The following is a 20718-nucleotide window of genomic DNA, read 5'->3' on the forward strand; positions in this document are numbered from 1 at the left end:
TAGCGCTTAATTAGTACTTTGCATTAGCGGTGCTGCTAGGTTGTCAGGTCAATTCATATCAATACTTCTCATGGCGGTATCTATATATTCTTGATGTACCGCTTGGTCTTGATACTGAGGCGGTGGGTTAAAGGGCATGTGGCTTTTGAGCTGACCATTGGTATTTAGGGTAAAGATTAAGCCATAGCTTTGCTGACTCGGTAACTGTAAGCCTAATGACATTAAATGGGTCATTAACTTATGCCAACGAGCTGCTGATTTTTCATCATTTTCATCTCGTTTTGGCAGCATCAAAAAAATTGTTTTATCAAGGTAGCCGCGCTCAATAATATGATTAATTTCCCATAATGTTCCTTCGTTCATAGAAGGCAGCAGTATAATTAACTTGGCTTTTAATAACATGGTAGCCACAATTGCTTGCCACTTTTCTTCGTCCGTTTTTACACGGCAAGTGCCAATATGCTCACCAGGCTCTCCTAACGATATAATAGGTAATTCATCGGGAAAAACTAATGCTAGAGCTGTTTCAATTTCTATCCCGGTTTGCTTATTGTGTAATTTTCCCGTTGATTTAAATGGTCGCAGGTATACCGCAAAATCTACGGGGTCGGCAGTGTCACCAGCGCTGATACTTTCAACTATATCGTGCGCTTTTTTATCTCGACTCTGTTGTTCAAGGTAAAGTCTTTTGGTGACTAATTGCAAAAGCACATAGCGCCTTGCGATATCAATCGCAACAATAACCAACAAGCTTATTATACTCACTAAATAACTCAGCTCTACATCAGGCGCATTAATTCTGGCCTGCCAACCAAGCATTAGCGCTATCGTGATCACTATGGTAAAAAGCCACTGCGTGAAAATTGACGCTTTACGACTAATGGCGTCGTTTGCGTTTGTCGGTTTTAGCGTCGGTAAAACATTGCTTACTTTTAATATTGATTTTACAAAGGCAATATCAGCATCCTTAAAGCTAATATCATTAATCTCGTACAGCTGAAGCTTCTTAGTGGTAAACATCATTAATAAACTATTGGCGATATACCAAAGAGGAATGAATATATAGCCAACATAGGCAAGTAATGAAAACAAATGAGGCACTTTATCAAAGGCATCATAAACAGAGAATTTAAGGCTCGCAGAAAGATCTTTGGATTCAACAAAGCTATTGTGAGTTCCTGCCATATAACGCTTGAATTTATTAATCTTTGTTGTGAAATATTTGCTGTTGCCTTCGGCTTTTTTTATTAATTTTTTACACTTTCGACTGCGGGGTGTTGTGTAGTCTGAATAAAGATAATCACTCGGAAATTGCAAATTATTATCAACAATTTTCGCATCTGCGCCATGTGCTATGAGTAATTGTACAATCTCTACATTGTTAACTTTTACTGCATACATGAGTGCGGTTTTGCCGGCTGAGTTTTGTAAATTGACATTGGCACCAGCATCAATAAGTTGTTTACAAATAGCATAGTGATGATACATGGTTGCATAAATTAGCGCAGAGTAATCATCGTAGCTCAAACGATCTAGATTGACATCTTGGCTTAATAATATCGCCAAGGTTTGTTGATTGTTGTTACGCGCAGCTAACATCACAGGGGTATTCCCTTCGCGGTCAATACACTCGCCTATTGCACCTGTAGCCAATAGTTCCTTAAGCTCATTGTCGTCATTATTATTAATTGCTTGTAGTACGCGTTCACAATGCTGAGCTTGTTCGTTATTTTGTTTGTTTGGAAGTGCCATAGCGATGTCCTAGTTATTTTATTTACTGCTTCGCTGGGGTAACCTCTTGACTATTAGCCTGTGTGTATTGTGACCAGTTGCTGTTTTCTTTTGAAATTAACCCCTCGGCACGTTGTACAAACTTAGGAAAAGCATCTTGACCATGATAGGGGGAGGTTTTGGTGGCAAAAAGGTATTTTTCGTGTTTTAGGGTTTCGCAAGTTGTGCGATATTCTATCCAGTTCTCTTGATATTGATTGAGGCTGGTTATGGCGGATGTGATAACAATTAATACGCCAATGATACCAACGACAAATAAGGTAACTGTATTGTCAAGAGGCTCGGCAGTAGCTGTTAGTAAAGGAATTGAGGCGGCGGCAACAATTTCAAAGCCTCGAAGGGCTTTAAATATTCGTTGAGCATGTTGGCTTTTTCTATCATACCACTGAATTTGGGCATCAATTCTCTTTGATAAATATTCGTTTTCGTCCACTGAACAGCTCCTTCTGGTTGAAATGTAACCAAGTATAGCGCAGAAATCTTCACTGCAGTTTTTGTGGTTTAAAAAGCGATATTATTGATTTTATTGGGCGCTATAAAAATTAGCCTGATAATGAAGCGCACTAATTATCATGATATCAAGATGGTACTTGCTCAAGGAGCAGCAAGCTTTGAGAGTTATTTTGACTCGGTGTTCTTTAGCGCGCGCAACAGTCATTCGACCTTGTTATGTTGAGCTTTTGCGGTTAACACACCCATATGTGAGATAGAATCACTCAGCGCAAGGTGTTATTAACAGTTAGCTACTATACAATCAGCAATATAAATAATTAAGCTGTGGGTCAATTGAAGCTCACTTTGCAGTTAGGGTGTAACTATGTGTTTACTATCTCGTTTTTTCATGGTTTTGGTGTTAGCTATTTCATCACTTGCTGTTTTTGCTGATGAGCTATTTACTGCCGAAGATATCTTTTCATTAGAATATGCCAGTGATGTGCAAATTTCACCGGATGGTTCTCAGATTGTTTATGTGCGAAATTCCAACGACATTATGACCGATGGCAAAAATACTAACCTGTGGTTAATTGATGTTAAGTCGCAACAGCAAGTACCCTTGTTTTCTGATGATAAACAATACTCGCAACCGCGTTGGTCTGCTGATGGCAAAAAAATTGCCTTTGTGAGTAACTTAACCGGTAGCTATCAAATTCATGTACATTACCTTGACGAAAACAAAACCGCTTTGCTTAGCCAGTTGCAAACCAAGGTATCAAATTTAACTTGGTCGCCCAACGGCAAGTGGTTAGCTTTTAGCCAAAAAGTCAAAGCAGAGCCGACGGTGATTGCTAAGATGCCGAAAAAACCTAAGGGTGCTAAGTGGAACAAGCCGGTGGTGGTGATTGACCAAGCTTATTATCAAGCTGACGGCAAAGGATTGGTAACGCCGGGTTACCAGCAACTTTTTATACTACCCAGTGAAGGTGGAACGCCGCGTCAATTAACCCATGACAATTTTCATCACCGTGGTACATTGGCTTGGACGCGTGACAGTACTGCGATTGTGTTTTCTGCTAACCGAGAAAAAGACTGGGAGTACCAGCGCCTAGAAGGCAATTTATACCAATTGCAAGTGGCAACGGGTGAGTTAACCGAGCTGACCTCAACGCCTGGTAAAGAATACCAGCCAGTGTTTTCTCAAAATGGTAAGAAACTCGCATTCTTATCAGGCTCTAATGCCTTAAACCCGTATCGTAATGCTAAATTGCACATTATGGATTGGCAAAGCAAGCAAGTGAACGTCATCACCAAAGACTTTGATCGCTCGGTGCGTGATCCGCAATGGCTTTCTAATAGCCGTTTAGCGTTTAGCTATGATGATTTTGGTAAGCGAAAGTTAGCCACCATAACCACTAAAGGTAAAATTAACGACTTAACTGATACCCTGTCGGGTACCACGTTGGGGCGGCCTTACATTAGTGGCAGCTTTACCGCGTCAAGTAATGGTGTTATGGCCTTTACCGCTGGCAATCCATTGCGCCCAGCCGATGTCGCTGTTATCAAAAGTGCCAATAAAGCACAGGTGTTAACTCAATTAAATGACGACCTACTAGCCCATAAAACCTTAGGGCAAGTGCATGAGCTTAATTATAAGTCGGCCTTTGATGGTGAACCTATTCAAGGTTGGTATATCACCCCGCCTAACTTTGATCCGAAGAAAAAATACCCACTGATTTTAGAAATTCATGGTGGCCCGCACTTAGCCTATGGCCCACATTTTTCAGCCGAGTTACAGCGTTTTGCTGCTCAAGGCTATGTAGTGTTTTACAACAACTACCGTGGCAGTAGTTCCTACGGTGAGCGTTTTGCCATGTTGCTGAAATATAAATATAGCTCGACAGAAGACTTTGCCGACCATGACTCAGGCGTCAATGCCATGCTTGAGCAAGGTTTTATTGACCAAGATAATTTATTTATCGCCGGTGGCTCAGCCGGTGGTATAGCAACGGCCTATGCCATTGGTTTAACTGATCGTTTTTCTGCCGCTGTGGTGGTTAAGCCAGTCATTAACTGGTTAAGTAAGGTATTAACCGCCGATAGTGGCTTAGGGCAAATACCAACTCAGTTTCCGGGTATGCCATGGGAGCATGTTGAGCATTATTGGCAGCGCTCGCCAATGTCGTTAGTTGCTAATGTTAATACCCCGACCATGCTTATGACCGGCGAGAAAGACTTACGCACGCCGATGGCAGAAACCGAGCAGTATTACCAAGCGTTAAAATTAAGAAAAATAGACACGGTATTAGTGAAAGTGCCTGAGTCTTATCATGGTATTGCCGCCAGACCTTCACGCATGATCACTAAAATAGAGCACACGCTGGCGTGGTTTGAAAAATATAAAACCGCTACAACGCCGCTATCAGACGTCAACTAGTATGATTTAGTCTTTGTTACTTGAGGCAACAAACACCCCCTAACGTGCATGGCTAGTCAGGGGGTACTAAGCACACTTAGCTAGTTGCTATTGTTTTGTGATTGCTTTGAACTTGCGGCCAAAACATGACCTATTTTCCTGATAATAAATCGCAGTAAAAAATACACCAAGGCCGAGGCTAGGGCGATCAGGCTAGCAAAAAATGTGGGTAACACAGCGCCAAAGGTGATGCACATACCAAGAATAAGACCGAATACATACTCGGCTTGATAGACTTTAAAAAACAAGGCAAAAACTAGTATCGCTGGCAACATGACTGAGGAAAGTGCTTGATTACCCTGAGTGAACGCCAGCGATAAAACCGCGCCATACGCTAACGCCATAACAAATCCGCCTAATATTTGTTTAAATACTCGGGAGCTGCTTTGAGCTGGTCCAGTAAACAGGCGTTTTTCAACTCGGGTCATGGCAAGCCAAGCTAAAACTGGCAGTAATAACGCGCCCCACCAATTTGACAGTGCCGGCATATCAGCACGTTGTAAAAAGTAATGCACGGGCACGCCTTGGTGAAAATGTTGCCACAGCAATAATGACCAAATGCTGATGGCAATAACACCGACAAAATAACGCTTAATCAATGAAAATTCTTGTTGCTGCATGGCTCAATCCTTTACTTGAGTGTGATTGCTTAAGCGTAGAGCAAGTACTATACCAGTCGCAGCAAACTAACTGCCTAGCAGCGTTCAGCAAGCCGCTAAGCTGCATGCTGGCGCTGATTAGGTGACTTGATGTCGGCAAAAAACGCACCAGGCAATAACTAACTAAGCACTAGGTAAGAACTAAGCGATGGCGAATTTCGCTATTAGTTGACAATAATCACCGCCTTGAAAACTAAGTTGCGATAATCAAGGTCAGCTTAATAAAGCATATTTCGATTTTTGCCCTCAGGCATGTTTAGCTGATAACGCCTGCTGTTATTGCTGATGATTAACAAAGCGTTGTTGACAGATTTTTCTTGCCCTATCTAAGTAAAACACTAAGTCGGCAGATTGGGTAATAGTATCTAAGGCATGCATACTGAGTCGTTGAAAATATTGTATAAAACCTAATAGCTCAGCCTCACTCATTATCTTGCTCTGTGTTTGATCACTAAATGCGGCTTGTAACTTTTGCTCTTGCTCTAAGCGCCACTGATAAACACAATCAAAACTAGGGGCTTGCAATACTAACCAAAAATCCATCAAGGGGTAGAGCGGCTGGTATTGTTCCTTGAGCTGTTGATTAACAAACTTGCGCCAAATGCCTTTGCTATCATGTTGTCGTTCTAGCTCATTGACAGGGCAGTTAAGGGCTTGCTCAGTTTCTGGGCGAACGCCCCAGCACCAGCCCTCTAGTAGCACGATATCCGTTGCTTGTGTGACTCTTGGCCATTGCGTTTTAGCAAATGGCTCATCGGTTGCTTTGTTAAATCTAGGTATGGCAAAGCCGGTTTGCTGAGTTTTTAACTGGTGTAACACGCGCTTTAGTGCGCCAATATCATGCGTACCGGGTACGCCTCGGGTGGCTAATAATGGTTGAATGTCATTAGCCAGTTGCTGACGTTGCGCGCTGCTAAAATAAAAATCATCTAGCGACATCACCACTACATTAACGGCATAGGTGGCGGTTAAATACGCAGCAAGAAAATCGCTTAAGGTTGACTTGCCACTGCCTTGGCAGCCATTAATACCGACAAAATAAACCCCTGCATTTTTTTTAAACTGGCTAAATATATGCGCGGCCAGTGGTTGATAATAGCGCAGCGCCGTGTCTTTAAATGATGCAGGCAATGCCTGCTGTTTAATAAAAGCTGTAAGCATATCTGGTAGCAAACCTAAGGTTACTGATGACGTTGAGTATAGCGGTGATTGTTAAGTTATTCGTTTTAAAACAGTCTCGTTATTGTAGAGAAAATGGCTTATCGCAACTGGCGACACTAAGGGGTGCTTGCTTAGCGGTGGCTAGCAATTAAGTAATAAAATCCATTATAGCGCTTTTGACAAATTGCTTGCGCTTGCTGGTAAAGGCCAGCCGATTTTGGCAAAGGTATAAATTTTCATGTACTGCTTGCGGCAGCTGGTGCCAACGTATTTGCTCGGGCTTTGCAAACGCTTTAGCGGCATGTAAGGGCAAAACCGTAAATCCCAAGCCACGACTCACCGGCTCAAGTATTAAGCTGATTTGATTACAAAAACCCTGTGCTTTAAATTGCTTAACGTGTTCAAATTCAGCAAAATTTTTACTCAGTAAGGCTCCAGCATGGTGCGGTGCATCTGGATGACCAATAAAGCCAAGTGTGGTTAATGTTGACCAAGTAATTGTTTTGATCTTATTCGCCGTGACCAGCACCAGTGGCTCTTCCGCTATTTTTTCGCTACTAATATTTTCCGCGCTGATCTGTTCGGTAACAATAGCCAAGTCAAGCTGACGAGCCAGCAAATCTTGCTCAATACTTTTGTTGGGCGCAAAACGATAGTCAATGGCTAACGCGTTGTACTGTTGTTGTAAATTAAGTAAATGCGGGTAAAGCTTTAAGCCTATGCTGCCGGGGCTGGCCATTTTTACTGCGCCAATATAAGGGTCGTCTAGTAGCAGCGACTTTTCAATTTCGGCGCAACGACCGAGTAAGTGTTGCCCTTGTTGGTATAGCTTTAAGCCGGCTTCGGTGAGTGAAAAGGTCTTACCTTCGCGGATCAGCAGTGTTGTCTTGAGTTGTTGTTCTAGCTTTTTCACCTGTTGGCTGACACCTGATTGGGTCATAAATAGCTGCTCGGCGGTTTTGGTAAAGTGACCGACGTCGACTAGTGTGCAAAAGGTTTTTAGCCAGACCAGATTAATCATAACAATATGTACTCATATCTATAATTATTGATAATTTTTTATAATTTATAGCCTGGCTTATACTTTGTCCATGACATTAAGCAATAAGCTAACAACGAGGTTATTCAAATCATGAGTAAAGCATATCCCAGATCATTTTCACATATTGGCCTATCCGTTCCTAACCTAGAGCAAGCGGTTGAGTTTTATACTCAGGTATTAGGTTGGTATTTAATTATGCCGCCAACAGAAATTATTGAAGATCAGAGTGCCATCGGTGCTATGTGTACCGATGTCTTTGGTGCTAATTGGCAAAAATTTAAAATTGCCCATCTGTCGACCGGTGATCGTATCGGCGTCGAGTTGTTTGAATTTCCCAATCAACAAAGCCCTGAAAATAACTTTGAGTATTGGAAAACCGGCATTTTTCACTTTTGTGTGCAAGACCCTAACCTTGAAGAGTTGGCGGAGAAAATTGTTGCTGCTGGCGGTAAGAAGCGCATGGCGAAACCACGCTACTATTATCCGTACGAAAAGCCGTATCGCATGATTTATATGGAAGATCCCTTTGGCAATATTCTGGAGATTTATAGCCATAGTTATGAATTAATTTATGCACAAGGGGCTTATCAATAACCTGGGCGTGGTTATTGCTGTGTGGTAATCGCTATTCAGTGGTTATAAGTGCAGCAATATTGGCTATCATTTGCGCCAAAATTCTGGCTTAAGTTTACTATGATCTTGCTGGCATGTTGTAAAACAGCGTAACATGCCAGCTTTAATATCTGTGCTAGCAAACGGAAAAAATAAAGCACCAATAATTGAACTTGCTGCGTCAATTGTTCGTACTTACTTAACGCTAAGTGCAAAGATGTTATGGCTAAAGCCAGGCATTTTTGCTGCACACTCGTTACTGTCAGAGGAAGCCATGAACTTAAATAAAAGCAATGCCTTAGATTTAAAAGATTTATTGCATATTTTTAACCTTGTTACCCGTGAAGGTGAAAAAATTCAAGAAAGTTATCATTATGAAGGTATTAAGGCTTGGCATGACTTTGACGGTTATACCTGTTTTCTTGCTTATAAAGATCTGACCTTAACCTTTTTGTTTCATGGTCGCTATAATGTTGATTTTGAACAGCAAGCAACATTTGATCGTTTTGTGGCTAAAGTTAGCAAGCTTTTAATGGCGGAAAAATGAACCGCGTTAACCCTAAAGTATTGTTAGGCAGCAAGTGGACCAAAACCCAAGTTGAAAATCGTGAAAAACATTTTGTTGTCACAAAAGTTGCCTTTGATGAGAATAACAATGTTATGAAATGTATCATCACGGCGGTGATTAATAACCGAGAATATACCATCAACTGGCGTGATTTAAAGCAACCCGCCCAGTGGAAGTTTGGTTGGCAATAGTCAAATGACTATTGCTAACGCTTTATTACCAGTTGATGTTTTTTCCTTGCCAATCTAAAAAGCTTAACTTGTGATTTAGTACTTGTTTTGCAACGATTTTTATCACTTGTTGAGCAACAAATTGCGCTGTAAACAGTTTTCCCTTCGCAACATTTTTTTGAAACGGCTTCGATAGCCCAGTGTTTGTGGTACCAGGGTGAAATGCAATGACCTTGATATTTTTCGCTCGTCTTGAAAATTCAATAGCGACATTTTTAAGCATCATATTTAGCGCTGCTTTTGAGGCTCGGTAGCTATACCAGCCACCTAAGCGGTTATCGGCAATACTGCCGACGCGGGCACTAAATACCACTAATTTACAGGGTTGATCACCTGTGATGATGGGTGTTAATGCTTTTATCCATAATAGCGGTGTAACAGTGTTTGCCGATAAAATCGTAGTAAAGGATTTAGCACTAAAATCTTCAATACGCTTTTCAGGGCTAACGGTCTCGTTATGTAATAAGCCATGAAAAATATAAACCTGACTAAATGTTGGCGCCGTTGTCTGAGTTAGTGTTAAAACGGCTTTTTCGATACTGGATTCTTGATAATCGCTCAGGAGTATTTTCGTCAAGCGTGCTGAGTTTTGCTGTTCATATGCGGATAAATCTCTGCTGATAAGGGTAATATGCACCGGCTCGGCTGCATTGAGCAACTCTGTAACTAATGCCTGGGCTATGGTGCTGTTGGCACCAAGTATGAGTACCTGTTGGCGTTGCATAATATCTCCCAATTTTTGCCATGGCTAACTAGCAAGAAGTTATTTGTTCATACGTTACTTATTTTCTCTAAGATCAAAAAATAATCCGATTAAATTAATCCAGATAAGCCATCGCTGCGTATAACCTAGCAAAGTGTTAATACGGTGCCTTGATGGTGACAAAGTCTAAACTGTGGAATTTAATTTGCTTTAACCTCGCCTGGTTTGGCTTGGTGTTTATTGGCAATTTATTTATTCCGATAGCCATACTGCTGCTCGGCTTACAGCTGTTTGTTAGCCGAGTGCAAAAAAGCGAGTGGTTATTGATATTCATTATTGCCTCAATGGGGATACTGATGGATTTGGGCTTGGTTTATAGCGGTATGTTTATTTTTCCAAACACGCATTACTTACCTTATTGGCTGATAGTACTTTGGTTTTGTTTTGCAAGCACCATAAGGCAAAGCTTGGCCTTTTTGGCGAAATCAGTTGGTTTGCAATTTATGGTAGCAGCCTTGTTTGCTCCGTTAAGCTACCTTGTTGGAGCAAAGGCTGGTGTAGTTACTTTCGGGCCATCGTTGGCGACGAGTTATTTGATATTATCGGCATTGTGGGGACCTATGATGGTCGCATTTTTTGCGCTTAGTCGCGGTTTGCAATCGGTGGAGCTGGGTAATGCGTCTTAAAACCATCACCGGTGCTTTGCTCGTAATTACAGTTTGTTGCGTTAGCACAAGCACAATCGCCAATAAGGCCTTGCCGGCGGAAAGTACTCAGCAGCCGAGTTTTTGTGGTGTCAGTGAGTTAGACACACAGCTTAACGGCCAAGGTGCCAATTATCCAGCGGGCGAAAATTTTCAATTACTCGGTAAAGCTAAGCTATCAGTGCTGTTTTGGGATATTTATGAAAGTCAGTTGTTGACCTCTGATGCTAAAGTGCCTTTTAGCAGTGCCTGTCAATGTATCTTATTTAAAATTCGCTATTTACGAGCGATAAGTAACCAAGAATTAGTGGCTAATACCGAGGCGCAGTGGCAACACTTACAGGTGGATAAAGACATTTATCGTGGTTACTTAACCAAGTTAGCGCGTATTTGGCCCGATATTCAAGCCGGTGACCAGCTCAGTTTGCTCAGTCAAGGCGAGATAACCGTGTTTTATTTCAATCAACAAAAAATAGCCGCTATCAAGAGCCCGACTTTTGCCAAGCTATTTTTAGGTATTTGGCTGGATAAAAACACCAGTGAAGCAAGATTACGTCAGCAGCTTTTAGGAGGGGGGATATGAAATGTCTTGAAAAATTGAGTATCGCCATAATGTTGGTTTTATTGTTATCAAGCTGCACTGTTGGCCTGCAAGACTATAGGCAAACTGCTCCTAAGCTCGATATTAAGCAATATTTTTCAGGTAAGTTGATTGCTTGGGGCATGGTGCAAGATTATCGTGACAATGTTATTCGCCGTTTTTGTGTCGAGCTGGACGGGCAGTGGCAAGGCGAACAAGGGCTGTTAAAAGAGGTGTTTTATTTTAATGATGGCGAGATCAGCTATCGAAATTGGCACTTAACCAAGTTAGCTGATGGTCAGTATCAAGGTAGTGCCGAAGATGTTGTTGGTCAGGCGCAGGGACAACAAATGGGCTTTGCTTTTCAGTGGCAATATCAGCTCAATATTGCCACTGATGGCACAAGTATGCTGTTTTCACTGGATGATTGGATGTATCAAGTCGACGAGTATCGGCTGTTTAACCGCACAAAAATGAAAAAATTGGGTATTATCGTTGCCGAAATCACCTTGTTTTTTGATAAAGAGTTTCCTCAAAAACGCTGTCATCAGGCTGGCGAAATTAGTCACTTGATGGGTGAAATACATTGACATAAGTTAACGGTTTAATGCTGTGTGTCTTTGCCCCCTACTTATCAAAGTTGGTTTTAGGGGGCTTTTTTTTGATCGCGGTTGATTTTTATTGCGTATAACCATCATGAACTGATCATGACTTGCAGGGGACTTTTATGACAATGATTAACTTACCTGTTTTTCCGCTAGCCTTACTACTTTTACCGCAAGGGCTAACCCGCTTGCGAATTTTTGAGGCGCGGTATTTAAAAATGGTGTCATTAGCCATGAAAGCATCGGGCTTTGTTATTTTGCCGAAACCGCAACAAAGCCAGTTAACGTCACCAGTCACGGGAAGTTGGGTGGAAATTATTAACTTTCATCAAGGCGATGATGGCTTGCTGATTATAGATGTGCGCTGTAAATCTTTAGTTGATATTAGCAATCTGACCCAAGATGAAAGTCAATTGCATCATGGTGATGTCTGTATAAAAACGCACTGGCCTTGTATTGATTTAGATAATATAACCAGACCCTTATCAACGGCATTAGCAGAGATTTTTCACGATACGCAGCAGTTAAGCGCCTTGTATCAGCAATGCCACTTTGAATCTGGTCGTTGGGTGGTGTCGCGTTGGTTGGAGTTACTGCCGATAGCGTTAAACGACAAAACTTGTTTTTTGCAGTCAGACTCATACAGTGCAGCGACGCAATTTTTATACAATATTATTTTATCTGATGCTTAAAGCTCAATCATTTTTCAAAATAATGTGATCGACTAGCGATAGCTAAACGTATCTCAATAGAGAATTAAAAGTTTGGATAATAATTATGCTGGCAATGGATTCAAGGTTGCTAAGTCGTCAATCTGCTGTTAGATCTAGTAGTATGACTAACGAAATCAATCACTCCCAACTTTGTCAATGGCTTAACGCAATAGCACTAGACAGAGATAAAGCGGCTTTTACCGCGCTATTTCGCTTTTTTGCGCCGAAAATACATGCCATAGCTTACGGTAAACTTAACAGTGAAGCGTTAGCGAGTGAAGTGGTGCAAGATACCATGAGTAAAGTTTGGCGCAAAGCGCACTTATTTGATGACAGCAAAGGGGCAGTAACTACTTGGGTTTACACCATAATGCGTAACGTTACTTTTGATTTTTTGCGTAAAATGAAAGCCAATAAAGAAGATAACCTCAGTGATGACATTTGGCCATTAGCAGAACCCTTAAGCAGCGAAGAAGAGTCGTTTAAGGATCATTTGCAAAATCGTAATTTGCAAGGCGTATTAGCAACACTGCCAGAGAGTCAGCAGCAAGTTGTTAAAGGCTTTTACTTTTTGGAGATGTCACAAGAGCAGCTTGCCACACATCTTAACTTACCGCTAGGCACAATAAAGTCGCGACTTCGCCTTGCCCTAGGTAAGCTTAAGACAAAGCTTGGAGAAAATAATGATTAAACATCACCCTAAATTTGAATTGTTGAAAAGTTTTGTTGAGGGTGATTTGCCGGCATCACTAGCGGCAGGCGTTGCCATTCATGCCGACTTTTGTTCAATTTGTCAGCAGCATATCGACTTGCTGACGGAGCAAGTGGCGGAAATGAGTTTTGAGCAACAAGCGACTGATAAACTATTCATTGATGATCAGCGTCAGTCTTACCCGCCTGCATCCGCTCATTTAGATGACATGATAGCGCAAATTACAGCCAGCGATGCGCTGGCAAGCACCCAGCGCACAGCAGCACCCGTTACTATGAGTTTTAAAGGTACGCAGTATCAACTCCCGAATGCCTTGCGTAACATGTCTTTAGGCAAAATAGCTCAAATTGGCAAGTTATCTCGGGCGCGTGTCCAGCTCGACGAAGGAAAAATTCATACTAGCTTATTGCACATAGCTGCAGGTGGTTCAATTCCTGAACACACACATAAAGGTTTTGAGTTAACGTTATTATTAGCGGGTAGTTTTGCTGATGCCGCAGGTGAGTATGTGCCCGGAGACTTTATTATGCTCGACCAGCGCCATCAACATCAGCCTGCAACTGAAGCAGGTTGCTTGTGTTATACCGTGGTTAATGATGCGCTGCATTTTACTCAAGGCATCAATAAAATGTTAAACCCAATCGGTTCATTTATTTATTAGTAGGGATGACTATGACAAAAAAATTTGCAAAAGAAGATATTGTAATTGGCATTAGTGCCTGCTTGATCGGCGAGAAAGTGCGCTTTGATGCCAGTAATAAGCCGTCTAATTTTTGTATCAAAGAGCTAGGACAACATGTGACCTATAAAGCTTATTGCCCTGAAGTTGCAGTAGGCTTGCCAATTCCTAGACCCACCATTCGTTTGATAAAAGACCAAGAGCTGATCAAAGTTGCGCGCCCCGACGGTTCGGGTGATGTTACCCGTGAAATTAAAGCCTACGGTAAAAAAGTCGCGTCTTTTTCGGCGAATCTCAGTGGTTATGTGTTTTGCGCCAAAAGTCCAAGTTGTGGTATGGAACGAGTGAAAGTGTATTCTCCTAGCGGTGACCCACTGCAAGCAAAAGGCATTGGCGTATTTTCTCGGGAAATTATGAAAGCCAATCCGCTCTTACCTTGTGAAGAAAATGGCCGGTTAAATGATCCTATTTTGCGGGAAAATTTTGTTGCGAGAGTCTACGCCTATCGTCATTGGCAAGCCGTTGTTGAATCTGGCATCAGTAAGCACAAGCTGACCAGTTTTCATGCGCAATACAAGTATACCTTAATGAGTCATGACTTAGTGGCCTATAAAAACTTAGGGCGGCTATTGGCACGCGCTGACCTTGCGGTTGATGACATGGCGGCGCAATATATTGCCGGCTTAATGACCGCGTTAACCAAGCCCGCCACGCGTAAAAACCACGCTAATACCCTGTCTCATATTCAAGGTTATTTCTCGAAATACTTAAATAAAGAACAGCGAAAAGAATTATCGGCGCAAGTTGACGCCTACCGAAATGCGTTAGTGCCTTTGATGGTGCCGTTGACCTTAATTAATCATTATTTGTTAGCGCACCCGAATGACTACCTAGCGCAGCAAGCTTATTTAAACCCGTACCCTGAGGCACTAAAGCTAAGGTATGGCTACTAATATGATACTGTGGTTTCGTAACGATTTAAGGACTCACGACAATGCAGCCTTGGCGTATTTTCTTGAGCAACAACAACCGGCAACAAGCAAAAAAGCAATTTTTTTCGTCAGTGAAAAACAATGGCGAGCGCATGACTGGTCGGCCATTAAAATAGACTTTATCAAGCGCCATGTTAATGCGCTGGCTGAGCAGTTACTGGCGCTGAATATAGAGCTAGAGGTGGTGCATTGTGATGATTTTGCCGAGCAAATAACGTATTTGCAACAATACTGTCAGCAACATAATATTAAAGACGTGCTGGCAAACCAAGAAGTTGAATTTAATGAACGCCAGCGTGATAAGGCTTGTCTTGATGTTGGCATTTCACTGAAGTTGTTTGAAAGCGATGTTATTGTTGAAAAGGGCAAGGTGCTAAATAAAAGTGGTGAAATGTATAAAGTTTTTACCCCTTTTAAACGCGCTTGGTTAGCAATCGTTCGTCAACAGGGCGTTAATTATCTTGGCAAACCTAGCCCGTTAGCTGCATCGCAAGATAGCAAACCAAGCAGCACGCCAATGTCAGCCGCCATTGCTGGTACTGGTATTTCAGATGCTTGGCCGTTAGCAAGTACAGTCGAACAAGAGTTGCTGCCGATATTTTTTCAACAGAAAATAGCAAGTTATGCTCAGCAGCGAGACTTTCCCGCCATCAAAGCGACCTCAGGGTTATCACCTTATTTAGCTATAGGTGCGATTAGCCCGAGGTATTTGCTAGTGTTACTAATGCAGCGTTTTCCCGATATTTTAGTGGCCAGCGACAGCGCCGAGTTTAGTTGGCTCAATGAGTTGATTTGGCGTGAATTCTATCGGCATTTGATTTTTCATCAGCCAGCGCTTTGTAAGCACCAATGCTTTAATCCTAAATACCAAGATGTTAAGTGGCCTAATAACCCTGAGCTATTTCAAGCCTGGTGTCAGGGCAGAACGGGCTACCCGCTGGTTGATGCCGCCATGAGGCAGCTTAACCAAACCGGTTGGATGCATAATCGCTTGCGCATGGTGGTGGCGAGTTTTCTCACCAAGCATTTACTGATTGATTGGCGTTGGGGTGAAAAATACTTTATGCAGCAGCTTATTGATGGTGACTTAGCTGCCAATAACGGCGGTTGGCAATGGGCGGCTAGTACCGGCTGCGATGCTCAACCTTATTTTCGGGTATTTAACCCGATCAGACAAAGTGAAAGGTTTGATCCAAAGGGTGAGTTTATTCGTAAGTATTTACCAGAGCTGGCGCAAATACCTGACAAGCACATTCACTTTCCGCATCAATACCTTGCGAAAGAAAACTTAGCTTGTTACTGGCCGGCGGTTGTAGAGCATAAAGAAGCAAGGTTGGCAGCACTGGCATTTTATCGTTAGCGTTACCGACAACCCTAACTTTTGTATAGCTAAAGAGGTTTTATGTCAACGCAGGTCCGCAAATCATCAGCTGTATCAGAAAACCCTAAGTCGGCCGTTAAGCAGCAAGCTTGGTTAAGTAACTTTGTAGAAAAGTATCAACAACTTAATGTTGGTGATTTAGATTTGCTTGCTGAGATCTATCATCAAGATATTGTGTTTATTGATCCTATGCATCAACTCCGCGGGTTAGCCGATTTGCAGCAATATTTTGCTAAACTTTTTCAACGGCTAAGCTTTTGCCAGTTCCGCATAGATAATGTGATAGCGCAAGCTAATGAAGCAAGTGTTTATTGGCAAATGAGCTATCAGCATCCACGCTTAAATGCAGAAAGACTTGTCCATATTCAAGGCTGCTCTCATATTAAAGGTCAGGGTGAACGCGTACTTTATCATCGCGACTACTTAGATTTAGGGGCTATGCTGTATGAGCAGCTACCTATCGTTGGTGGACTCATCAGCTGGTTAAAAAAACGGGCCAGCCAATGAACAAAACTCAACCGACTATTTTGATCACTGGCGCGACTTCAGGTATAGGTGAGTCGTTATTAAAGCAATACCTGAAGCAAGGCTATCGTGTCATTGCCTGTGGCCGCAATGAAGCTAAGCTAAAGCTATTAGCGGATAATGATTCGAAGGTATTACCACTGGTTTTTGATGTTACAGCACCCGCGCAAGTTATTGCGGCGGCGAATCATATTATCCACATTGAACAAATTGATATTTTGATGCTCAATGCCGGAGACTGTCGCTATATTGATGATGTTAAAGCCTTTGATAGTGCGCTGTTTAGCGATGTTATTAGCACCAACTTACAGGCGCTTGGTTATTTACTCGCTAGCTTTTTACCTAAAGTTGCCCGCGGTGGGCAAGTGGTTTTTATCAGCTCCAGTGCCACTTTATTACCTTTTCCACGGGCTGAGGCCTATGGCGCTTCAAAAGCCGGCGTTGACTATTTGGCGAAAAGTTTAGCACTCGACTTAAAGGCAGCAGAAATTGCCGTTACTTTAGTTCACCCGGGTTTTATCAAAACGCCGTTAACCGATAAAAATAATTTTGCCATGCCATTTATTATGACCAGCGAGCAAGCCGCTTGGCGAATTTATCATGGTGTTTGTCAACGTAAGTCGTACTTACACTTTCCAAAACGCTTAACCTGGTTAATGAAACTCTTGGCCTTACTGCCAAATGTGATGTGGCAAGCTATTGTGTTAAGGAGCCATAAATCATGAAACGTATTGCAATTATCGGCACAGGTATTTCCGGTTTAACAGCGGCTTATTTATTGTCTAAGCAGCACCAAGTGAGTGTTTTTGAGAAGTCGGATCGTATTGGTGGCCATACCGCCACCGTTGATGTTGACCTTGATGAAAAAACTTATGCTATTGATACCGGCTTTATTGTTTTTAACAACAAAACCTACCCAAATTTTTTGGCGTTATTGGCAGAAATTGGTATGGGTAAACAAGAAACCGAAATGAGTTTTTCTGTGCGCAATAACAACACTGGCCTTGAATATAATGGTCACAATCTTAATACCTTATTTGCGCAACGGCGAAATTTGCTAAACCCTAAGTTTTGGTGGCTATTAAAAGAAATATTACGCTTTAATAAACGCTGCAAACATTATTATCAACACAAAAATTATAATGAATCTTTAACCTTAGCTGGATTTTTACAAGAAAATCGCTTTAGCCGTTACTTTGCCGAGCATTATATTTTACCAATGGCCGCTGCAATTTGGTCTGCTTCATTGGCTGATATGGAGCAGCTGCAATTTCAGTTTTTTGTGCAATTTTTTCATCATCATGGTTTGCTTAATATTGCGGATCGCCCGCAATGGTATGTTATTCCAGGGGGCTCGAGAAGTTATTTAGCTCCGCTGTGCCAGCCATTTGCTGATAACATTCATCTTAATAGCGATATAAAAGCGATCACCCGTGAAAATGGTCAAGTGCAATTACATTTTGCTAACGGTGACCGGCAAACATTTGATGATGTTGTTTTAGCCTGCCACTCTGACCAAGCTTTGGCGCTATTGGCCGATGCCACTGCGCAAGAACAATCGATATTAGGAGCGATACCTTACCGTGAAAACTCAGTCGTGTTGCATACTGACACCGGGTTGTTACCTAAACGGCGGCAAGCTTGGGCGAGTTGGAATTATCAACTTAGCGCAAGTCGAACCACGCCGGCCAGCGTTACTTACAACATGAATATATTACAAGGTTTAACAACACCAACCACGTTTTGTGTGACCTTAAATCAGCGTTCAGCTATTATCGCCAATAAAATACTGCGAGAGTTTACCTACCACCACCCTGTTTTTTCTCCTCAGGCTATTGATGCCCAGCAGCAACGTTCAAAAATATGTGGCATACAACACAGCCACTTTGTCGGCGCATACTGGTATAGCGGCTTTCATGAAGACGGCGTGCGCAGTGCCGTTGATGTTGCCAAACGCTTTGGTTGCTTGCTAAATGTCGATGAGCCACAGCATCATGAATACTAAGGCAAGTGGCGAGCACTTTATTTACCACGGCCAAATCAGCCACCGGCGCTTTAGCCCGAGGGCGCATTACTTTAACTATCAACTTTATATGCTGGCACTTGATGTTGATGGGCTGTCTGAAAAGCGTGGCTCAATCGGCATTTTTGGCTTTTCATGGTTCAATTTGTTGCGATTTAAAGCAAGTGATTACTTACGGGGTGAACCAAATGACCTTAAGCAACGTATTAAGGATAAAGTCGAGCTGTTATTGAGGCAAGAAAAACAATCGTCGGCTATTAATGACTATGCACAGCACGACATTAAGCGTATCACTATGCTGGTGCAGGTACGCTGTTTCGGGTTTTACTTTAGTCCGGCGAATTTTTATTTTTGCTATGACAAGGATGATGTTTGTCAGTACATGCTAGCCGAAGTGAGTAATACGCCGTGGAACGAACGGCATTACTATTTGGTGCCCATAGCCAAGCCAAATAGCAAGCCCGGTTTAGCCTTGCATTACAGTGATAAAAATTTTCAAGTATCACCGTTTATGGATTTAAATATGCGCTATCGTTGGCGCATCAAGCCACCAATGGCAACGAGCTCGACTCTGTTAATTGATATTGAGAATCATAGTAAAGGGGGTAACCCTGTGGCAAACACTAATGCAAATAATGAGCAAAAAGTATTTGCTGCCACTATGCGTTTAGAGAAAAAGGTTTTTAGCAAAAAAAACTTATGGCAACTCTGGTGTAGTCTGCCAGTGATGACATTAAAAATTGTCTTGGCAATCTATTGGCAAGCGTTAAAGCTGTTTCTTAAACGGGTGCCTTTTCTTGGTTATCAAAAAGGACCCGCTGAAAAGCCAAAGTGAGCAGAAACTTAATAGGAGTAAAGTGGTGGAGCAAACGACTGAATTACTGATAAAAAAGTCAGAAAACTGGTTGGATATACGCTGCAAAAAGATCGTCTTTTCGGTTTTTTCACAATTGCCTTACGGTCAGCTTGAATTGATTGAAAATGAGCAACGCTTTTTATTTCCTGAGCTTGCAAAAAGCAATGGCTTACTTGCGCAAATTAATATTCATGATGCCAGTGTTTATCGAGATTTTGTTAAAGGCGGTAGTATAGGTGTAGCTGAAGCTTATATAGCGGGTAAGTGGACCAGTCCAAATTTAACCAAGGTTATTCGTATTTTTGCGCGTGCTCAGCAGCAAACAGATGTACTTGAGCGACAAAAATCTTGGTTTGTGAAGCTAAAATATGCGTTATTGCACCGTGGTAATCGCAACAACCAACAAGGCGCAAAAAAAAATATTCTTGCACATTATGACTTAGGTAATGAACTGTATACTCGTTTTCTCGACCCAGAAATGATGTATTCATCTGCGATTTATCCAGATAAACAGGCAAGTTTAGCCCAAGCGCAACAACATAAACTTGCAACTATATGTCAAAGTTTAGCGTTAAAACCCAGCGATCATTTGTTGGAAATTGGCACCGGCTGGGGAGGGTTAGCGATTTATGCTGCACGGCATTTTGGCTGCCAAGTGACGACGACAACTATTTCTGATGCCCAATATGACTATGCAAAACAGCGCATTGAGCAACTGGGCTTAGCCGATAAAATAACGCTTCTAAAAAAAGATTATCGAGATTTAACCGGCCAATATGACAAACTGGTATCAATTGAGATGATTGAAGCCGTAGGGTTTGCATACTTGCCGAATTTCTTTAAGCAGTGTAATGCGCGATTAAAGTCGGGTGGTAAGATGCTGATTCAGTCGATCACCATAGCGGATCAGCGCTTTGATTATTACAAAAACAATGTCGACTTTATTCAACGCTACATATTTCCAGGTGGCTTTTTACCATCGGTTACTGTGTTAACAACGCATTTAACTCAATATAGTGATTTAGTGACTGAGTCAATTCGCGATATCGGGCTAGACTATGCAAAAACCTTAGCCCATTGGCGTGATGCTTTTTTAAAGGCTTGGCCCGAGTTGAATCAACTAGGGTATGACGAGCAATTTAAACGATTGTGGTTGTATTACTTGGCTTATTGTGAAGGCGCATTTTTAGAGCGCGCGACAAGCACAGTGCAATTGTTGGCAAGAAAATAGCCTACTAGTCGCTTTCAATGCGCGCAGCGATAGGTAACCT

General features: G+C 42.1%; 23 protein-coding genes. 17 read left to right on the plus strand and 6 right to left on the minus strand.

Annotated features, from left to right (window positions below; all coding sequences use genetic code 11):
- Window positions 1–48 precede the first annotated feature (48 nt).
- Entirely contained in the window at window positions 49–1752 is a 1704-nt protein-coding gene (locus B6K83_RS16390; protein WP_085285948.1) for an ankyrin repeat domain-containing protein, read from the minus strand.
- Between the two features lie 22 nt (window positions 1753–1774).
- Window positions 1775–2224 carry a DUF4231 domain-containing protein gene (locus tag B6K83_RS16395; RefSeq protein WP_158088374.1) on the minus strand — a complete coding sequence of 150 codons (450 nt, stop codon included), beginning with the start codon at window positions 2222–2224 and terminating at the stop codon, window positions 1775–1777.
- A gap of 408 nt (window positions 2225–2632) precedes the next feature.
- Here B6K83_RS16395 and B6K83_RS16400 point away from each other — a divergent pair, with 408 nt between their 5' ends.
- Window positions 2633–4663, plus strand: coding sequence for a S9 family peptidase (locus B6K83_RS16400; protein WP_233144080.1), 2031 nt, complete (start codon window positions 2633–2635; stop codon window positions 4661–4663).
- 80 nt (window positions 4664–4743) lie between these two features.
- On the opposite strand, the gene B6K83_RS16405 is transcribed toward B6K83_RS16400, so the two are convergent.
- From B6K83_RS16405 to B6K83_RS16415, 3 genes are all read right to left on the minus strand, one after another.
- Window positions 4744–5322 carry a hypothetical protein gene (locus B6K83_RS16405; RefSeq protein ID WP_085285951.1) on the minus strand — a complete coding sequence of 193 codons (579 nt, stop codon included), beginning with the start codon at window positions 5320–5322 and terminating at the stop codon, window positions 4744–4746.
- Between the two features lie 315 nt (window positions 5323–5637).
- Window positions 5638–6522 (minus strand): kinase, encoded by an 885-nt coding sequence (locus B6K83_RS16410; RefSeq protein ID WP_085285952.1) that lies wholly within the window; start codon window positions 6520–6522, stop codon window positions 5638–5640.
- Window positions 6523–6670: 148 nt separating this feature from the next.
- Entirely contained in the window at window positions 6671–7543 is an 873-nt protein-coding gene (locus B6K83_RS16415; protein ID WP_085285953.1) for a LysR family transcriptional regulator, read from the minus strand.
- A gap of 111 nt (window positions 7544–7654) precedes the next feature.
- Here B6K83_RS16415 and B6K83_RS16420 point away from each other — a divergent pair, with 111 nt between their 5' ends.
- The 3 genes from B6K83_RS16420 (at window position 7655) to B6K83_RS16430 (ending at window position 8935) form a co-directional block, all read left to right on the plus strand.
- Window positions 7655–8158 (plus strand): lactoylglutathione lyase family protein, encoded by a 504-nt coding sequence (locus B6K83_RS16420; RefSeq protein ID WP_085285954.1) that lies wholly within the window; start codon window positions 7655–7657, stop codon window positions 8156–8158.
- 133 nt (window positions 8159–8291) lie between these two features.
- Window positions 8292–8723 (plus strand): DUF3081 domain-containing protein, encoded by a 432-nt coding sequence (locus tag B6K83_RS18605; protein ID WP_233144074.1) that lies wholly within the window; start codon window positions 8292–8294, stop codon window positions 8721–8723.
- Window positions 8720–8935 (plus strand): TIGR02450 family Trp-rich protein, encoded by a 216-nt coding sequence (locus tag B6K83_RS16430; RefSeq protein ID WP_085285955.1) that lies wholly within the window; start codon window positions 8720–8722, stop codon window positions 8933–8935. Before B6K83_RS18605 ends, B6K83_RS16430 begins: the two co-directional genes overlap by 4 nt.
- Before the next feature lie 25 nt (window positions 8936–8960).
- Here the strand turns inward: B6K83_RS16430 and B6K83_RS16435 are convergent, their stop codons facing one another.
- Window positions 8961–9698 carry an SDR family NAD(P)-dependent oxidoreductase gene (locus B6K83_RS16435; protein ID WP_085285956.1) on the minus strand — a complete coding sequence of 246 codons (738 nt, stop codon included), beginning with the start codon at window positions 9696–9698 and terminating at the stop codon, window positions 8961–8963.
- 152 nt (window positions 9699–9850) lie between these two features.
- Between B6K83_RS16435 and B6K83_RS16440 the strand changes: the two genes are divergently transcribed.
- From B6K83_RS16440 to B6K83_RS16500, 13 genes are all read left to right on the plus strand, one after another.
- Entirely contained in the window at window positions 9851–10363 is a 513-nt protein-coding gene (locus B6K83_RS16440; protein WP_085285957.1) for a DUF2878 domain-containing protein, read from the plus strand.
- A complete protein-coding gene (locus B6K83_RS16445) occupies window positions 10353–10964 on the plus strand; it encodes a chalcone isomerase family protein (RefSeq protein WP_085285958.1) in 612 nt (203 codons plus the stop codon). The genes B6K83_RS16440 and B6K83_RS16445 overlap by 11 nt, the downstream gene beginning before the upstream one ends.
- On the plus strand, window positions 10961–11551 hold the full coding sequence (locus tag B6K83_RS16450; RefSeq protein WP_085285959.1) for a DUF3833 domain-containing protein: 591 nt from the start codon (window positions 10961–10963) through the stop codon (window positions 11549–11551). Before B6K83_RS16445 ends, B6K83_RS16450 begins: the two co-directional genes overlap by 4 nt.
- 137 nt (window positions 11552–11688) lie before the next feature.
- Complete coding sequence (locus B6K83_RS16455; protein ID WP_085285960.1) at window positions 11689–12258, plus strand: LON peptidase substrate-binding domain-containing protein; 570 nt, start codon at window positions 11689–11691, stop codon at window positions 12256–12258.
- Window positions 12259–12400: 142 nt separating this feature from the next.
- On the plus strand, window positions 12401–12970 hold the full coding sequence (locus B6K83_RS16460; protein ID WP_233144076.1) for a sigma-70 family RNA polymerase sigma factor: 570 nt from the start codon (window positions 12401–12403) through the stop codon (window positions 12968–12970).
- On the plus strand, window positions 12963–13652 hold the full coding sequence (locus B6K83_RS16465) for a ChrR family anti-sigma-E factor (protein WP_085285961.1): 690 nt from the start codon (window positions 12963–12965) through the stop codon (window positions 13650–13652). Before B6K83_RS16460 ends, B6K83_RS16465 begins: the two co-directional genes overlap by 8 nt.
- Window positions 13653–13663: 11 nt before the next feature.
- Entirely contained in the window at window positions 13664–14623 is a 960-nt protein-coding gene (locus B6K83_RS16470) for a YbgA family protein (RefSeq protein WP_085285962.1), read from the plus strand.
- Complete coding sequence (gene phrB / locus B6K83_RS16475) at window positions 14613–16022, plus strand: deoxyribodipyrimidine photo-lyase (RefSeq protein WP_233144079.1); 1410 nt, start codon at window positions 14613–14615, stop codon at window positions 16020–16022. Before B6K83_RS16470 ends, phrB begins: the two co-directional genes overlap by 11 nt.
- Before the next feature lie 42 nt (window positions 16023–16064).
- On the plus strand, window positions 16065–16550 hold the full coding sequence (locus tag B6K83_RS16480; RefSeq protein ID WP_085285963.1) for a nuclear transport factor 2 family protein: 486 nt from the start codon (window positions 16065–16067) through the stop codon (window positions 16548–16550).
- Window positions 16547–17293 carry an SDR family NAD(P)-dependent oxidoreductase gene (locus B6K83_RS16485; RefSeq protein ID WP_085285964.1) on the plus strand — a complete coding sequence of 249 codons (747 nt, stop codon included), beginning with the start codon at window positions 16547–16549 and terminating at the stop codon, window positions 17291–17293. The genes B6K83_RS16480 and B6K83_RS16485 overlap by 4 nt, the downstream gene beginning before the upstream one ends.
- Window positions 17290–18573 carry an NAD(P)/FAD-dependent oxidoreductase gene (locus tag B6K83_RS16490; protein WP_085285965.1) on the plus strand — a complete coding sequence of 428 codons (1284 nt, stop codon included), beginning with the start codon at window positions 17290–17292 and terminating at the stop codon, window positions 18571–18573. Before B6K83_RS16485 ends, B6K83_RS16490 begins: the two co-directional genes overlap by 4 nt.
- A complete protein-coding gene (locus B6K83_RS16495) occupies window positions 18563–19426 on the plus strand; it encodes a DUF1365 domain-containing protein (protein WP_085285966.1) in 864 nt (287 codons plus the stop codon). The genes B6K83_RS16490 and B6K83_RS16495 overlap by 11 nt, the downstream gene beginning before the upstream one ends.
- Window positions 19427–19451: 25 nt before the next feature.
- Entirely contained in the window at window positions 19452–20678 is a 1227-nt protein-coding gene (locus tag B6K83_RS16500; protein ID WP_085285967.1) for an SAM-dependent methyltransferase, read from the plus strand.
- The last annotated feature ends 40 nt before the right edge of the window (window positions 20679–20718 follow it).

The organism is Colwellia chukchiensis (genome assembly GCF_002104455.1).
GTDB lineage: Bacteria > Pseudomonadota > Gammaproteobacteria > Enterobacterales > Alteromonadaceae > Cognaticolwellia > Cognaticolwellia chukchiensis.

What these genes read in the sequence shown, in the direction of transcription:
- B6K83_RS16390 (WP_085285948.1), bottom strand. Translation starts at nt 1,752, where the DNA reads ATGGCACTTCCAAACAAACAAAATAACGAACAAGCTCAGCATTGTGAA.
- B6K83_RS16400 (WP_233144080.1), top strand. Translation starts at nt 2,633, where the DNA reads ATGGTTTTGGTGTTAGCTATTTCATCACTTGCTGTTTTTGCTGATGAG.
- B6K83_RS16405 (WP_085285951.1), bottom strand. Translation starts at nt 5,322, where the DNA reads ATGCAGCAACAAGAATTTTCATTGATTAAGCGTTATTTTGTCGGTGTT.
- B6K83_RS16410 (WP_085285952.1), bottom strand. Translation starts at nt 6,522, where the DNA reads ATGCTTACAGCTTTTATTAAACAGCAGGCATTGCCTGCATCATTTAAA.
- B6K83_RS16415 (WP_085285953.1), bottom strand. Translation starts at nt 7,543, where the DNA reads ATGATTAATCTGGTCTGGCTAAAAACCTTTTGCACACTAGTCGACGTC.
- B6K83_RS16420 (WP_085285954.1), top strand. Translation starts at nt 7,655, where the DNA reads ATGAGTAAAGCATATCCCAGATCATTTTCACATATTGGCCTATCCGTT.
- B6K83_RS18605 (WP_233144074.1), top strand. Translation starts at nt 8,292, where the DNA reads ATGCCAGCTTTAATATCTGTGCTAGCAAACGGAAAAAATAAAGCACCA.
- B6K83_RS16430 (WP_085285955.1), top strand. Translation starts at nt 8,720, where the DNA reads ATGAACCGCGTTAACCCTAAAGTATTGTTAGGCAGCAAGTGGACCAAA.
- B6K83_RS16435 (WP_085285956.1), bottom strand. Translation starts at nt 9,698, where the DNA reads ATGCAACGCCAACAGGTACTCATACTTGGTGCCAACAGCACCATAGCC.
- B6K83_RS16440 (WP_085285957.1), top strand. Translation starts at nt 9,851, where the DNA reads ATGGTGACAAAGTCTAAACTGTGGAATTTAATTTGCTTTAACCTCGCC.
- B6K83_RS16445 (WP_085285958.1), top strand. Translation starts at nt 10,353, where the DNA reads ATGCGTCTTAAAACCATCACCGGTGCTTTGCTCGTAATTACAGTTTGT.
- B6K83_RS16450 (WP_085285959.1), top strand. Translation starts at nt 10,961, where the DNA reads ATGAAATGTCTTGAAAAATTGAGTATCGCCATAATGTTGGTTTTATTG.
- B6K83_RS16455 (WP_085285960.1), top strand. Translation starts at nt 11,689, where the DNA reads ATGACAATGATTAACTTACCTGTTTTTCCGCTAGCCTTACTACTTTTA.
- B6K83_RS16460 (WP_233144076.1), top strand. Translation starts at nt 12,401, where the DNA reads ATGACTAACGAAATCAATCACTCCCAACTTTGTCAATGGCTTAACGCA.
- B6K83_RS16465 (WP_085285961.1), top strand. Translation starts at nt 12,963, where the DNA reads ATGATTAAACATCACCCTAAATTTGAATTGTTGAAAAGTTTTGTTGAG.
- B6K83_RS16470 (WP_085285962.1), top strand. Translation starts at nt 13,664, where the DNA reads ATGACAAAAAAATTTGCAAAAGAAGATATTGTAATTGGCATTAGTGCC.
- phrB (WP_233144079.1), top strand. Translation starts at nt 14,613, where the DNA reads ATGGCTACTAATATGATACTGTGGTTTCGTAACGATTTAAGGACTCAC.
- B6K83_RS16480 (WP_085285963.1), top strand. Translation starts at nt 16,065, where the DNA reads ATGTCAACGCAGGTCCGCAAATCATCAGCTGTATCAGAAAACCCTAAG.
- B6K83_RS16485 (WP_085285964.1), top strand. Translation starts at nt 16,547, where the DNA reads ATGAACAAAACTCAACCGACTATTTTGATCACTGGCGCGACTTCAGGT.
- B6K83_RS16490 (WP_085285965.1), top strand. Translation starts at nt 17,290, where the DNA reads ATGAAACGTATTGCAATTATCGGCACAGGTATTTCCGGTTTAACAGCG.
- B6K83_RS16495 (WP_085285966.1), top strand. Translation starts at nt 18,563, where the DNA reads ATGAATACTAAGGCAAGTGGCGAGCACTTTATTTACCACGGCCAAATC.